This window comes from Halodesulfurarchaeum sp. HSR-GB, assembly GCF_031432215.1.
Taxonomy (GTDB): Archaea; Halobacteriota; Halobacteria; order Halobacteriales; family Halobacteriaceae; genus Halodesulfurarchaeum.
The window spans coordinates 1622505-1637369 of the sequence record NZ_JAVKGN010000001.1; the positions used below are offsets into that span (position 1 = coordinate 1622505).

13 protein-coding genes are annotated in these 14865 nt (G+C 63.7%); 7 read left to right on the forward strand and 6 right to left on the reverse strand.

Features of this window, described 5'->3' with window-relative positions; genetic code table 11:
* Positions 1 to 11 precede the first annotated feature (11 nt).
* Complete coding sequence (locus RH831_RS08600; protein ID WP_310553788.1) at positions 12 to 1415, forward strand: PAS domain S-box protein; 1404 nt, start codon at positions 12 to 14, stop codon at positions 1413 to 1415.
* Here RH831_RS08600 and RH831_RS08605 read toward each other — a convergent pair whose 3' ends face one another.
* A complete protein-coding gene (locus tag RH831_RS08605; protein ID WP_310553789.1) occupies positions 1416 to 4088 on the reverse strand; it encodes a DNA-directed DNA polymerase in 2673 nt (890 codons plus the stop codon).
* Between the two features lie 87 nt (positions 4089 to 4175).
* Here RH831_RS08605 and RH831_RS08610 point away from each other — a divergent pair, with 87 nt between their 5' ends.
* Positions 4176 to 4367 (forward strand): hypothetical protein, encoded by a 192-nt coding sequence (locus RH831_RS08610; protein WP_198400440.1) that lies wholly within the window; start codon positions 4176 to 4178, stop codon positions 4365 to 4367.
* Between the two features lie 40 nt (positions 4368 to 4407).
* Positions 4408 to 4650 (forward strand): hypothetical protein, encoded by a 243-nt coding sequence (locus RH831_RS08615; protein ID WP_310553790.1) that lies wholly within the window; start codon positions 4408 to 4410, stop codon positions 4648 to 4650.
* A 1-nt stretch (position 4651) separates the two neighbouring features.
* Here RH831_RS08615 and rad50 read toward each other — a convergent pair whose 3' ends face one another.
* Positions 4652 to 7321 (reverse strand): DNA double-strand break repair ATPase Rad50, encoded by a 2670-nt coding sequence (gene rad50 / locus RH831_RS08620; protein ID WP_310553791.1) that lies wholly within the window; start codon positions 7319 to 7321, stop codon positions 4652 to 4654.
* Positions 7318 to 8541, reverse strand: coding sequence for a DNA double-strand break repair protein Mre11 (gene mre11, locus RH831_RS08625; protein WP_310553792.1), 1224 nt, complete (start codon positions 8539 to 8541; stop codon positions 7318 to 7320). The genes rad50 and mre11 overlap by 4 nt, the downstream gene beginning before the upstream one ends.
* A gap of 126 nt (positions 8542 to 8667) precedes the next feature.
* Between mre11 and RH831_RS08630 the strand changes: the two genes are divergently transcribed.
* Positions 8668 to 9879, forward strand: coding sequence for a proteasome-activating nucleotidase Pan1 (locus RH831_RS08630; protein WP_070364878.1), 1212 nt, complete (start codon positions 8668 to 8670; stop codon positions 9877 to 9879).
* A 12-nt stretch (positions 9880 to 9891) separates the two neighbouring features.
* On the opposite strand, the gene RH831_RS08635 is transcribed toward RH831_RS08630, so the two are convergent.
* A complete protein-coding gene (locus RH831_RS08635) occupies positions 9892 to 10029 on the reverse strand; it encodes a hypothetical protein (RefSeq protein ID WP_310553793.1) in 138 nt (45 codons plus the stop codon).
* Positions 10030 to 10053: 24 nt separating this feature from the next.
* Entirely contained in the window at positions 10054 to 10269 is a 216-nt protein-coding gene (locus RH831_RS08640; RefSeq protein WP_310553794.1) for a DUF5800 family protein, read from the reverse strand.
* A gap of 87 nt (positions 10270 to 10356) precedes the next feature.
* Here RH831_RS08640 and RH831_RS08645 point away from each other — a divergent pair, with 87 nt between their 5' ends.
* The 3 genes from RH831_RS08645 to RH831_RS08655 are packed head-to-tail and all read left to right on the forward strand — an operon-like array spanning position 10357 to position 13708.
* A complete protein-coding gene (locus RH831_RS08645) occupies positions 10357 to 11202 on the forward strand; it encodes a polymer-forming cytoskeletal protein (protein ID WP_310553795.1) in 846 nt (281 codons plus the stop codon).
* Between the two features lie 47 nt (positions 11203 to 11249).
* A complete protein-coding gene (locus RH831_RS08650; RefSeq protein ID WP_310553796.1) occupies positions 11250 to 12431 on the forward strand; it encodes a redox-regulated ATPase YchF in 1182 nt (393 codons plus the stop codon).
* 59 nt (positions 12432 to 12490) lie between these two features.
* The gene (locus RH831_RS08655; RefSeq protein ID WP_310553797.1) at positions 12491 to 13708 is read left to right on the forward strand and encodes an MFS transporter; all 1218 of its coding nucleotides are present in this window, start codon (positions 12491 to 12493) and stop codon (positions 13706 to 13708) included.
* On the opposite strand, the gene RH831_RS08660 is transcribed toward RH831_RS08655, so the two are convergent.
* Positions 13709 to 14830 carry an aminotransferase class I/II-fold pyridoxal phosphate-dependent enzyme gene (locus tag RH831_RS08660; protein WP_310553798.1) on the reverse strand — a complete coding sequence of 374 codons (1122 nt, stop codon included), beginning with the start codon at positions 14828 to 14830 and terminating at the stop codon, positions 13709 to 13711. It abuts the gene before it with no gap.
* Positions 14831 to 14865 lie beyond the last annotated feature (35 nt).

Genomic DNA, 14865 nt, shown 5'->3' on the forward strand with positions numbered 1-14865 from the left:
ACACACCATCAATGACCACGGCCGAGCGCGATCCTGAATTCTTTCGGGATCTGTTAGATTCCGTGGTCCAGCTGTCGCCCGACCTCATCTACTTCAAAAACGCCGATCACGAACTCGTTTACGTCGGGCAGACCTACGCCGATCTCTTCGGAACGAGCCGGGAGGCGCTGGTGGGCAAGACCGCCCGAGACCTCTGGCCGGAAGCGGAAGCCGAGTCAGTGCTCGCTGACGAGCGGCGGGTCCTCGATGGCGATCCGGTAATCGATCGCGAGCGGCAGGTCACCCACCCCGACGGGACGGAACACTGGTACTCGATCCACAAGCTCCCGCGATACGACCAGGGACGTGTCGTCGGGTTCGTCGCTATCGACCGTGAGATCACGGCTCGCAAACGCCGCGAGCGGGAGTGGCGACGGATGAAACGGGCGGTCGACTCCTCCGGCCACGCGATCTACATCACCGATCCGGCGGCCACTATCGAGTACGTCAACCCGGCCTTCGAGCAGATCACCGGCTTCTCGGCCGAATTCGCGGTCGGTTCCACGCCCCGGATTCTGCGCTCCGGGGAAATGGAAACCGCCTACTACGAGCGGATGTGGGAGACGATCCTCGATGGCGAGGTCTGGGAAGAGACGGTGGTGAACAAACGCCAAAGCGGCGAGCAGTATCATGCCCACCAGACGATCGCGCCGATCAGCACTGACGGCGAGATCGAGGCGTTCGTCGCCATCCAGACGGACATCACGGATCGAGTAAAGCTCGAAGAGCGGCTCTCCGTGCTCAATCGAATTCTTCGTCACGATATCCGCTCCGCGGTGAGTGTCATTCGTGGGAACGCTGACCTGGCGATGGAAAGCACCCGGAAATCCGACACGGCCCTCGAGACGATCCGTTCGGAGGCCGAACGCCTCCACCGACTCGGGGAGAACGCTCGCTACGTCGAGCGGGTCCTCTCAGATAGGCACCGGCCGACCGAGACGGTCCATCTACAGGAACTCATTCCGGCCCGGGCAATGCGGTGTCGTGAGGAGTACCCCCACACTTCGATCTCCTATGACGTACCCGACACGGCTGTCGTCTCGGCCTCGAGTGACATTCGCGAGGCACTGAGCGAACTCTGCTCGAACGCCATCTTGCACTCCGATCGCGAGGAGCCAACAGTCGAGATAACCGTCGACGAAGGGGCGGACTGGGTCGCCATCCAGGTCGCCGACGACGGCCCCGGGATCCCCGCGGACGAAGTCGCACCGCTCGAACGGGGCGGCGAGTCGGCCCTCGAACATACGAGCGGACTCGGGCTCTGGGTCGTCTACTGGATCGTTCAGGAGTCCGGTGGCGATGTTCGTTTCGAAGGAAACGACCCGCGGGGCACGGTCGTCACGCTCAGGCTTCCGGCCGCAGATACCCGGGGCTGATCACATGTACTGCCCGAGGCCGGTCTGGGTCTGACCGTCTCGAACCTCCTCCCAGGAGATATCCAGTGCTTCGAGGACCCGCGCGATCGGTCCTTTCAGGGTCTTTTCGAGCATCTTGTCCCAGTCCACGCTGAACTCCTCGGGTAACTGATCGGCGTACTCATAGCAGATCACGTCCGGATCGCGCTTGAACTCGAGGTAGAGGTCCATCTCCGCGATTTCGGGCTCCTCGGCCTCGATTCGCTGCCAGAAGGCGGGGTGGACTTTCTTCAGATATACGCGCTTGGGTTTGCTCCCCCGTGTGAAGTTCGTTCCCAGCAGGAGGTTCGCGTACTTCGCCCCGCGAACGTGGGCCGTGTCAGTCTCGTAGTCGGTCAGGCGTTTGCCGATCCCGCCCGGGATCCCGACCTGGTCCAGATCGACCTGTCCATCCTGGAAGGACTCGATGACGTCGTGAACGTACTCCTTGGTGCCCTCGATATCCCCCTCCGTGACGATACGTTCGATCACGGTCTTCTGGACGTCCTTCGTGATCGGGGCGATGTCCGAGCGTTTGTACTCGAAGCCCGTGATGTCGATGTCATCGACTTCCTTGCCCTCCTTCCAGACGATGTGGCCGGCGTAGCGTTTCTTCTTGCCCGCCTGGAAGAAGCGACGATAGAGCTTCTCGAACTCGATCTGGAAGCGGTGTTCGTCGGCGTCGAGTTCCCGCTTTGCGAACTCGTCGTAGGATTGGTTGATGTAAGCCTCGAGTTCTTTGGACCGGTCGATGGCTTCCTCGACGGAGACGCCCTCCCCGAGTTCCAACATTACACTGTCCGTGTCGCCGTAGATGACCTCCAGGCCCTGCTCGTTGGCGGCCTGTTCGGTGAACTCGATGACCGACCGACCGGTGGCGGTTACGGCGGCCCCCATCTCCTTGTCGTACAGGCGGAACCGCTCCCAGCCGAGCACCCCGTACAGGGAGTTCATGATGACCTTCACCGCGGCCTGCTGCTGATCGTAGAGCCGGTAATTCTCGCTGTCCGGATCGTGCTCGTTCCGCCGGGCCTTCTTCTCCTCCCGCTCGCTGAGCAGTTCCGTCACCATCTCGCGGATGATCCCGTCCGGTTCGGTCCGAAAGTGCGTGCCGTTCGGGGCCCGGTAGGTCGAGCCCTCGTACTGGTCGGGATCGACTTTCGTCTCCGGCGACGCGTTGATGGTCACCATACACATCGGGTACAGACTCTTCAGGTCGAGGACCGTCACCATCTCCCGGACGCCCGTGATCGGATCGAAGACGGCCCCACCTTCGTAATCTTCGCTCTCCTGGGTCCCCTTCGAGGGCACCGCGAACTCCCCGAACACCTTGTGGAGCACGTACATGTCCACGGCGTCCCCCGGGGTCGTGGCGTCCTCCAGTTTGCACCCGACGAACTCCGCGACCTCCTCCCAGAAGTCGATGATGTTCTGTCGCCGGTCGATCTCGACACAGAGTTCGACGTCCCGGAGGTTGTACTCGAGCAAGCGCTCGGGGTCCTGTTCCCAGAGGTCCCCGATGTCCCCGGAGTATCGCTCTTTCCCGACACCGACTTCCTCGGCGGCCACCGCCTCCAGGCGGTAGGAGTCCAGTTCGGAAAACTGGGTGCGCTGATAGCCATACAGGAGGTCGAAGACGACCCGACCCTTGATGCTGGGCCCCTGCCAGTCGCTGCGCCAGACCTCGCCCACCCTGGAGAGACGGTCAGAGTCCAGACCCAACACGTCGAGTCGATCCAGGAGATAGGGGGCGTCGAAGTCCGCGAAGTTCCACCCGGTCAGTACGTCCGGGTCCGTCTCGTCGATATAGTCCAGAAACGCCGTGAGCATGGCCGCCTCGTCCTCGAAGGCCCGAACCTCGATCGAGGGGTCCTCCTGGAGCGGGTCGTGATTGGAAAGCGTGTCGGGGGTCTCGCCCGTTCCCTTAGGGGCCTCGTAGAGCCAGGCGATATACTCGTCGCGATACGAGTCGTGACTGGAGATGCTGATGATCGGTTCCTCCCCGTCCTCGGGGAATCCGGACCGGTCGTCGACCTCGATGTCGAACGTGTTCACCCGGAGGTCCGGACTCATGTCGATCGGGTCGACCTCGGTCGCGTGCGCGTAGATGGCCCCGTCCTCGCCCCGCCGCAGCGGAACCGTGATGCCACTCGTGATGTCCCGATCGACCAGGAAGCGATTCGGGAAGAGGATGTCCGCCTCGTAGTGGTCGAACTCGTCCCGGATGGTTCCCACATCCCGTGGAGTCTTCGCGTAGATCCGGGTCAGGTTCTCGCCACGGATGCTCTCGAAGCCTTCCTCGTGGCCGGTGATCACGTCCCTGGCGAGATCGCCATCCGCAAGTGTCGCCGTTGGGGCGTAGAAGTACGGGCGAAATCCGTGGACACGGACGTGTTCGAGATCGTTGTCCGCCGTTCGCCCGAAGACGTGAATGACCGGGCGCTCGTGCTCGCCCGACCCTTCGACGGTGTAATCGACCTGTGTGACCGCCAGGTCGATGGTCTCCTCGACGTCGGGGAGGGCATCCGCCTCCGCGGAGAGGATCTCGGAGACGACCGGGTCGGCGTCCCCGGCTACCGCCTCGGCCTCCGCGACTCGCGAGTCGACCGCGCCGCCGGGATCGCCGCCGAAATTCGAGAGGTCCGCGTTCTGCATTGCATGACCGTTGGTGGGGCCTACCTGAAAAGTCAACCGGGAAGCGGGGAAAGGCCTTTACTATGTGACCACATACCACATCACGAGGTGACTCCCGTGGACGACCACGCCAAGGGCGAAGATCGAGCGGCCGACGTCCCGCAATTACCGGACGGTGAGACGAGTGCGGAAACCATCGAATCCTACGAGACAGTCGACGGGATCGTATTCTACGACGGCGAAAATCCGCTGGCCTGGCTTCAGTCCACGGCCGTCGAATCGCTCGCGGAGAACCGCTGAGGACGAAACCCCTTTTTAGTCGAGGGCGCTCCTGCCGAACGTGACCGCGCCAGAGGTCGAACCGGACCCCGAGCAACTGGTCGAAGCCGACGTGCCGCCCAGGTTGCGGCGTGAGTTCCTCCTCCAGGCGGGTCTTCTGAACGTCGGCGTCCTGGCTGCAGGAGGTGGGATCGTCGCACTCGGGTTCACGCCCCGGCAACGACTCGGTATGGTGCTCCTCCTCGCTGGAACGCTCGCGATCGGACTTACCTGGTGGCGATACCGCCGCGAGATCACGGACTGACTCAATCGTCGGCTTCGGGGAGGACGAGTCCGTCAGTCTCGACTGTCGACCGGTTGGTCGTCGGATCTTTCTCGACCCGGACGAGCTCATCAGCGGCCCCGATGAGTTCCTCGTCGTGGCTGACGACGATGATCTGCTCGACGCCCAGCTCCCGCATCGACTCCACGAGTGCCACGAGCTGGGAGACGTGGCCGGAATCGAGAAACACCGTCGGTTCGTCCAGAATCAGCGGCGGCATCGGGGCGGCCCCGTCGATGCCCTCGACGAGCAGGCGGTAGATCGCCGCCCGGAGGCTGAGGTTGAAAAGCGCCCGCTCCCCACCGGAGAGCTGATCGGGCGAGAGCGGCGAACCGTCCTTCTGGTAGACCGTCAGCTCGTAGTCACCGTCCAGTTCGATCCGGGCATACGAGTCGTTGCGATAGACCAGATCGAAGCTCTCGTTCAACAGGGTTTCGAGCCGGGAGACGTTTCGCTGGCGGAGGTCGGTCCGGAGCCGCCCGTACATCGATTCCAGCTCGGACAGTTCCCCGTGCAGCGAGTCAAGGGATTCGACGGTCTCCGCGACGGCTGCCCGCTGCTCTTCGAGCCCCTGTAGCTCTTCCAGTTCGTTCTGGACCGCGCCGAGTTCACTCCGGCGCTCGTCCCGTTGCTCGCGTTTTTCGGCGAGTTCGCTCTCGACCTGTTCGAGGTACTCGGTGGCCTTTTTTTGGTCCTCCCTGGCCTGTTCGACTCGTTCGTCGTCGATCTGCTCGTCGAGGCTCCGTTTGCGCTCCCGTAGTTCTGAGAGGGTTTCCCGCCGCTCGTCGTTTCGGTCGTCGATCGACTCGCGGGTCTCCTGGGCCCGGTCAATCTCTTCCCGGAGCGACTCGACTGCTTCGACCGTCTCCAGCAGCGACTCCAGGGCTTCGATGCGATCCACGTACTCGCCCCGCTTCTGGTTGTGCTCGCCGATCTCCTCGCGAGTCTCCGCCGCCCGTTTCTGGGCCCTTTCGGCCGTCTTGTCTGCGTTTTCTGCCTCTTCTTCGAGCTCGGTGGCTTCCGACTGCAGTTCGTTCCGCCGAGTCCGGGTTTCGACGAGTGACTGTCGTTTCTCGGCGAGCCGCTCACCGTGGGATTCGACCGTCGAAATTAGCCCCTCGATTTCGCGTTCGTGCTCCCTGAGGGCTTCGGCCGCTTCCAGCTCACCTTCGAGTTCCGTGCGGCGTTCGCGCACCGATTCGAGGGCCGCTTCGAGCTGTTCCTGTTCCTCGCGGTCGGCCTCAAGGGACTCGACTTTGGGCGCCCCGTCGACGGGTTGCCCACATTCCGGGCACTTCCCCGCTTCGAGCAACGATTCGGCCTCCTCGATTCGAGACTGGACAGTCGCGAGTTCCTCGCGACGCTCCGTCTCCGTCTCCCGGGTCGTCTCCAGGGCCTTCCGACGGTCCTCGATAGCGCTTTCCCCCTCGCCGTACTCGATCGAAGCGTCAGCAAACGCCGAGAGATGGGATTCGATCTCCGCGGCGGCGTCCTTGATTGCCTCGCGCCCGGACTCGATCTCGGCTTCGAGCTGTGACTGCTTCGTTTCGAGCTCCGATGCGCGCTTCCGGTGATCGGTTGCCTGGGACTGGAGTGTTTCCGCCCGCTCGGTTGCAGTCTCGGCCTCGTGTTCGGCCCCCTGTACGGCCTCGCGGAGGTCCATGATCTCCTCGGTGAGCCCCTCCTTTTCCTCGCGAGCCGCCTCGATTGCCGCTTCGATCGCGTTCGGGTCGGTCGAGTCGAGATCTAGCTCCGCGGCCGTCGCCTCGATGGTGTCGGTGTGGCTCTCGATCTCCGCCCGTCGGTCCGATACTGTCTCAGCCAACTCCTGCCGTCGGCGCTCGGCCTCGGCGATCCGTTTCTGTAACGTTTCGATGCGCTCCGTGACGGTCGCAAGTTCCTCCCGGCGCTGTTCGTAGGTTTCGAGGGTCGATTCCGCTTCCGAGAGTGTCTCGCGGGCCGACTCCCGCCCCGATTCGAGTTGCTCGATCTCGGAGTCGAGGTCCCCGATCGCCGTCTCCAGTGTGTTGGCCCGCTCGTAGAGTGCCGACTCGTCTTTCTCCGCGATCTGTTCCTCGAGGGAGTCGAGTCGCCCCGAGCGGCGTTCTTTGAGATTTTCGACGCCCAGTCGAGCCTCGGCCGCACGCTCGCGATAGGTCTCCAGTCGGCCCAGCTGGAGGAGCCGGTCGATCATCCGTTTGCGATCGCCCGGACTGGCCTCGATGAGCTTGTTGATCTCGCCCTGTCTAACGAACGCGGAGTTCACGAACGCCGCGGCGTCCATTCGCAGCATCGATCGAACGCGATCCTCCACGTCGCCGACCCCGTCCAGCGTCGAATTTGGTCCCTCCAGCGTACAGTCTGCCGTCACGGCACGCTCGCCCGTGGCCCGGATTCGCCGGTGGAGGTGGTAGGACTCGCCCTCGTGGGAAAACCAGAGGTCGACTGCCGCCTCCTCCGCGCCGAGGGTCACGATTTCGTCGAGAGTCCGATCGATGGCGGTGGCACCGTAGAGTGCGAAGAAACACGCTTCCAGAAGCGAGGACTTCCCGCTCCCATTGACGCCGTGAACGACGGTCACGCCGGAACCGAGTTCGAAGTCGACGTCCGCAAAACACTTGAAATTCGTCAGAGAGAGTCGTTCGAATTTCACAGGAACTCCTCCATGGTGGCGTTTTTGGTGGCCTGTCTCGCCGCCGATTTCGAGTCGTCGCTATCGACCGCGGGGCTGCCATCACGGTCCGCCGAATCTGGCGACTCGGCCTCGGCCGGTTCGAACGCTCCAGGGTCGTCCAGTCGATCAGTGACGGTTTCGGAGACACGATCCCGGAGGTTGCTCTGTGCCAGGCTGTCATCGCGAACGAATCCCTCAATGGACCGGGCCACGTCGGAGAGCCCCATCTCACGCACTCGCTCTGTGACGGCCTCGTCGGGATCGGCGAAGGAGACAGCGGCTTCGGCCTCCGAGTCCAGTTCCCGACGGTCGTTCACGCGAGTGACGAGCGCCCCGGCTTCCTCGCCCACGGCCTCGATCTCGGCTGGCGGGATCGTCTCGCCCTCGCCTTCGATGGTAACGATGACCACGGCGTCTTCGACCTTTGCTTCTCGGATCCGCTCTTTTACGATCGCGGCACGCTCCGATGGCGCGAGTTCGACGTCGATGAAGACGAATTCCCGGGTGTCCAGGTCCCGCCGAGTGATCGAGACCCCGTCGTCGAACGTGACGATGTTGTACCCCCGGGGGTCACGTTCCGAGGCGCTGGCCCGTTCGGTCGAGCCACAGTAGGCCGCCCACGCCCCCGCGACGCGTTTCCGGTCCGGGACGTGATCGTCTCCCAGAAGCGCAGCGTCGAACTCCAGTGTCGCTTCGGTGAGGACCGTTTCGAGGTCCCAGTCACCGTGGGGAAACGGTTTGAACCGGCCGTGAGAGACAAGTGCGGCGTGTGGCACCGACCGGGGCTCGAACTCGTAATCGAGAGCGTCCCGTCTGGCCCGTGGAACGTAGTCAAGGCCGTAGAAGGCGGTGTCACCGATCACAGTCCCGTCGGCGTCGAGGTGGGTCGCAAGACCGAGTTGCTCGAAGAGGTCGATCCACTGGCCGTCCCGGGCGTCCTCGTGGTTACCGACGACGGCGAGAAACGGAATCTCCGCGGCTCGAAGGGTCTCCAGAACCGAGATCGTCTCCCGGAGGTCGATCAGGCCCGGCCGGCGGTCGTTGAAGAGGTCCCCTGCGTGGACGACGGCGTCGACCCCGGCATCGACCGCGTCCTCGATCACCTGCCGAAAGGCTGCGAGGAAGTCCGCCCGTCGTTCCGGGAGGTGGTACTGGCGGTATCCGAGGTGGGTGTCTCCCGTGTGTATGACCCGAGTCATCGAATTGGTGTCCCCTTGTGACCCATCACGTTTAGTTTCGATGGGCGCACCCGAACCCTGGCGCGAGCGGTGCAGACGGTGCCCTGACCCGAACCCTCTTATGAGGGAGTACCATATCGATCTGTAATGACTGAAACCGTGGACGACGTCGATCTCCCCTACGACGAGGAGGCCTCCCAGCAGGAGAAACTCGACGTTCTCCAGGAGCGACTCGAAGTCCTCGAAGCGCAGAACGAGGAGATGCGTGACAAACTCCTGGACGCGAACGCCGAGAACAACAAGTACCAGCAGAAACTCGAACGGCTCTCCCACGAGAACAAGAAGCTCAAGCAGTCGCCGCTTTTTGTCGCGACAGTTCAGGAACTGACAGATGACGGCGTCGTCATCAAGCAGCACGGCAACAACCAGGAAGCACTCACCGAGGTCACCGACGAGATGCGCTCCGAACTGGAGGCGGGCGCTCGGGTCGCGGTGAACAACTCCCTCTCGATCGTGAAGCGCCTGGACGACGAGGCCGACGTGCGGGCCAAGGTGATGCAGGTCGAGAAGAGCCCGGACGTGGGCTATGAAGACATCGGCGGCCTCACCGAGGAACTCAACGAGGTCCGAGAGACCGTCGAACTGCCGCTCAAGAACCCGGATCTGTTCGATACGGTCGGGATCGAGCCCCCGAGTGGCGTGTTGCTCCACGGCCCGCCCGGCACGGGGAAGACCCTGATGGCCAAGGCGGTGGCAAACCAGACCGACGCGACCTTCATCAAGATGGCCGGGTCGGAACTGGTCCACAAGTTCATCGGTGAAGGGGCGAAACTCGTCCGGGACCTCTTCCAGGTCGCCCGCGAGCACGAACCAGCCGTGGTCTTCATCGACGAGATCGACGCGATCGCCTCCAAGCGGACGGACTCGAAGACCTCCGGGGACGCCGAGGTCCAGCGGACGATGATGCAACTGCTCTCGGAGATGGACGGCTTCGAGGACCGCGGGGACGTCCGGATCATCGCCGCGACGAACCGCTTTGACATGCTCGACCGGGCCATCCTGCGCCCCGGCCGGTTCGACCGCCTGATCGAGGTGCCCCTGCCCGACGAGGAGGGCCGGGAGAAGATCTTCCGGATCCACACCCGGAACATGTCCGTCACCGATGACATCGACTTCGAGGCACTCGCCCGGGATACCGAGGGCATGTCCGGCGCTGACATCCGGGCGATCTGCACGGAGGCCGGGATGTTCGCGATCCGCGACGATCGGGAGACGATCACGCTCCGGGACTTCCAAGAAGCCCGGGAGAAGTTAGAGGCCGACAGCGAGGACGACGAGGTCTCGAAGACTTTCGCCTGATCGGACGGCGCGTTAGAGCAACACCATTACGGCGTACGGAATGAGGAAGAGGACGACGAGGATCAGTGCGAGTATCGCGACGTAGCCGGCACCCATCCCGATCATCGAAACCCACGACTCGTGTTTGAACTGGTCGACTGAGAGTTCCATACCGGCCGTTGTCAGCCCGCGGTCTTAATTTGTGCTGTTTTTCGCCTGGAGGATGTCACCGATTCGCCGCGGTTCACCAGTGAGATCCGGGTCCGGCTCCACGAGTTTGAGGACCTCGTGGTCGGTCACGTCCCTGAAGTCCGTCCCGGTCGCCTCCTCGATGAGGGCCCGCTCCATGCGGAACTCGGTGGCCTGATAGACGACGTCCACGCCGTCTTTGTCGAAGGATAAAACGGTCATGCCCCCGGCTTGGCCGGAGGTGGCCTTAAACAGTCCGGGTCGGGGTCCCTCGGGGCCTTTAAGCCCGTGGCAATCAACCGAACAGGTGTGTTCGCGACCGATCCGATCGACCGGCTCACGATTCCCGACGGCACCGAGGTGCAGGAACACGACCTGGTCACCGACGGGGACGTCCTCGTCGGCGGGGGCAGCACGGTCGAATTCGGGCTGCGCGGCCAGAGTCTGGTGGCCGGCGAGCGGGTCAGCTTCGACGGCGACATCGAGATGGAGGGGGACTGCCGGCTGGACATGTGGTGTGACGTGGACGGCAACGTGCTGGTCGGCGAGGACGCCTACCTGGGCGAACGGGTCTCGGTGACCGGCCGCCTCGTTGTCGGCGGGGACCTGGACATCGGCGACGACGTCGATATCGAGGAGGGCTTCGAGGCCAACGGCTGGATCGTGATCCGCAACCCCATGCCGACGGTCGTCTTCTTCATGGTCTATCTTACACACCTCCTCCGGATCGGCGACACCGAGGAGGCCCAGTCGCTCCTCGAAGAACTGAGTGCCGACCCCGAGGCCGATCCGGTGCGAATTCCCCACAACGCGACGGTGAGCGACGACGTCTGGCGCGTGTCGACCCCGGCGACGGTGGGCGATGACTGCCGAATTCACGGGAACATTCGCGCCGAGGACATCACGGTCGGAATGGACAACGATGTCTTCGGCAGTCTCCGGGCTCGTGGCGACATCGTCGTCGGGGAGGGAACCACCGTCCACGGGGATGTAACGACCCGAAACGGTGACATCACGATCGAGCCATCGGCCACAGTACTCGGCGACGTCTCGGGGACCGACGTGCACCTCCATCGGGAGGCTGACGTGGACGGCACCATCCGGGCCCGCGGGGCCATGCAACTGGACGGCAAGACCGAACGCGAGCCCGAATAACACCGACGGACCGAAAGGTAGTTTCTGCTGGTGACAGTAGGGCCCCTATGCTCTCGCTGGCCCTTGCCGGGAAGCCCAACGCCGGCAAGTCCACCTTCTACACGGCCGCCACCATGGCCGAGGTCGACGTGGCGAACTATCCCTTTACCACGATCGACGCGAATCGGGGGATCTCACACGTCCGGACCCGCTGTCCCTGTCTCGATCTGGACGACCGGTGTGACAACGACACCTGTCACGACGGCAAGCGCTACGTGCCGGTCGAACTGCTGGACGTGGCTGGGCTGGTCCCGGGTGCCCACGAGGGACGGGGGCTGGGCAATCAGTTCCTCGACGAATTGACCGACGCCGACGCCATTCTGAACGTCGTCGACGCCTCCGGGGGGACGAACGCGGAGGGTGAGCCGGTCGAAGTGGGAAGCCACGACCCGCTCGAAGACGTGGATTTCATCGAGCGCGAGATGGATCTCTGGCTGGCCTCGATCGTCGATCGAAACTGGGAGTCGATCCAGCGCCAATCGCGATCGCCGGGTTTTGACATCGACGAGGCGCTGACCGAGATGCTCACGGGCTTTGGTGCGACGACTGCCGACGTGGCTGCGAGCCTCCGCGAACTGGAGTACCCCGAGGACCCGGTCAAGTGGGAAGACGAACAGCGTGAAAATCTGGCCCGGGAGATCCGGGCCCGCACCAAGCCCATTGTCGTCGTCGCGAACAAGATCGACGTGGCCCCGACGGAGAACGTCGAGGCACTCCTGAACCTCGATCGACCCGTCGTTCCCGCGACAGCCGAGGGTGAGGTGGCCCTCCGTCGCGGCGTCGAACAGGGTGTCATCGACTACGACCCGGGCGACGAGGACTTCGAGGTCCAGTCCGAACTTCCCGAGGGAACCCAATCGACCCTGGATGCACTTACCGAGACGATGGCCGAATGGGACGGAACCGGGGTCCAGGCGGCCCTGAACACGGCCGTCTACGACTTGCTCGACCATCGGACCGTCTTTCCGGTCCAGGACCAGACCCACTGGACCGACGCCAAAGGGAACGTGCTGCCGGATGCCTTCCTCTTGCCCACGGGATCGACGCCGAAGGACCTCGCTTACGCGGTCCACTCGGACATCGGCGAGGGATATCTGCATGCCGTCGACGCGCGGTCGAATCGCGAAATCGGGGACGAGTACGTCCTCGAAGAGGGCGACGTAATCAAGATCGTCAGTACGGCGAACTGACGAGGACTCGACAGCTTGGCCCGGGTTTTATCGTACCGGGCCAAAAATCGCCAGCCAGAATGGGATCGTCCGGTGTCACCGTCCGTCACAATCTCCTCGGCCCGATCGGTCTGCTGGTTACCGGCTGGCTGCTCTGGCTGTTTATCGGCGCGTGGGCGATTACTCCCTCCAGCGTGCTGCCCCTGGTGATGGACGCGTTCGAAATCCAAGAGACAGCCGCGTCCTGGGTCATCACGGCCCCCCAGATCGCGGCACTTCTCGCCGGCCTCCCCGTCGGCATGCTCCTGGACCGGTTCGATCGGGGTCACAGTGTCCTCCTCTCGGTTGTCCTCTTGTTGGCCGTCGGACTGGTCAACACTGTACTTGCGGCCCGCGGCGAGTACCATGCACTGCTCGGAACTCGTGTGCTAGGTGGATTCGGCCTGGTCACGATCTGGATCGCCCAGACGGCGATGATCACCCAGGCTTTTCCCGCCCACCGGGAAGCGACGGCGGTCGGCCTGTTCGTCACGGGCTATCCAGCCGGCTACGCCTTCGGGCAGTTCACCGGACCGCTGATCGCCAGTGTACTCGACTGGACGGCCACGTTCGGTGTCTATGCCGTCGTTGGATTTCTCTTCGGACTCGCGTTCTGGTTGATCGACCGCGGGGTCGACACCACAGCCGCCGGAACCGATTCGCCGACGCGATCTGACCTCCGGCGAGCCGTCACGAACCGGGGCGTTTGGGGTGTCGGGCTCCTCTCGATGCTCTCCTACATGATCTATATGATCTTCAACAGCTGGATGCCGACCTACCTCGCGAGTAGTTTCGAGATCAGTCTGGCCCGGAGTGGGTTTTACACCGCCCTCTTTCCCGCGATCGGCATTCTGGCCAGACCGGGCGGTGGCTATCTCTCGGAACGGGTTTTCGGCGGTCGCTCCCGTCCAGTCATCGGAATTTCCCTGTTCGGGGCGGGTATCGTCGCCGCATTGATGGGCGTGAGTTCGACCCTCACGCTCATGGTCGCTGGCCTGGTCGTCGCCGGGTTCATCGTCCAACTCCAGTTCGGGCTGCTCTACACGCTGGTCCAGCGCTACGTGCCCCGAAAAGTCGGCGGAACGGCGGTCTCGGTGGTCAGTGCCGTCGGTTGGCTGGGAACGTTCGTCGGCCCGCCGATCGTCGGTGCCGTCATCGAAGGCACTGGAACCTACATCGCGGTGTTCGGGGCGGCCGTCGCGCTCTCCGTCGGTGGATTGCTCACGGTACTCGCCCTGAGCGAACCGGCAGTTCGCTGATCAGGCGACTGCGTCTGTTGCCGCCGCCATGATCTCCAGGGCCTCCTCGATCGTCTCCAGATCGGTCGCATAGGAGATCCGTGCATAGCCAGCTCCCTGTTCGCCGAAGGCCTCGCCGGGAACCACGACCACCCCGCGGTCGAGAACCTCGTCCACCCAGCCATCCGGTACCTTTGGCATGACGTAGAAGGCCCCACGCGGTTCGGGGACGGGGAGTCCCATCGATTCCAGCCCGTCGAGTAACACGTCTCTTCGCTCCCGGAACGCCGCGACCATCTCCTCGACTGGCTCCTGGGGCCCAGTGAGGGCGGCTTCGGCGGCGTACTGGGCCGGTGCGCTCGCACAGGCCTGAATGTACTGGTGGACCCGGAGCATGCGCTCGATCCGGCGCTCGCTCGCCACGACCCAGCCGAGTCGCCAGCCAGTCATGGAGTAGGTCTTCGAGGCGGCGTTGATCAGGATCACGTTGTCCGACTCGGCGAACTCCATCGGCGAGCGGTGTTCGCCCTCGAAGAGCACCTGTTCGTAGACCTCATCGGAGATGACCAGGACGTCGTGTTCGTCCGCGATGCGAGCGAACTCCCGCATGTCCTCGGGCGGACTCACGGCCCCGGTCGGATTGGCCGGGCTGTTGATTATCACGGCGGCGGTATCCGGGGTAATCCGCGCTTCGACGGCCGCCGGTGAGAGCGTGAGATCATCGCGCAGCGGCACTGGAACCGGGTTCCCGCCCGCGAGTTTCGTGAGAGCGGAGTAGGAGACAAATCCCGGGTCCGGATGGAGCACCGACTCGCCCGCGTCGACGTGGGCTTCGAGTGCCAGATGGAGCGCTTCGCTGCCCCCTGCAGTCGCGATGATCTGCTCGCGACCGAGTTCGAGGTCGTTGTCACGGGCGTGTTTCTCGCGGATCGCGTCCCGTAGCGACTCGGTTCCGTAGTTCGAGGTGTAGGCGTCGGCCGCCCCCGACTCGATCGCGGTCGTCGCAGCCTCGCGTGCGTGCTCGGGGGTTGGAAAGTCCGGCTGTCCGAGCCCAAGATTGATCGCGTCGCCACCCGCTGCCTCGAAGACTTCCCGGATGCCGCTGATCGACACCGACTCGACCCGGCCTGAGAACTCGACCATGTGTACTCCCGCGATCAGTCGCCTGTTAAGTGTAC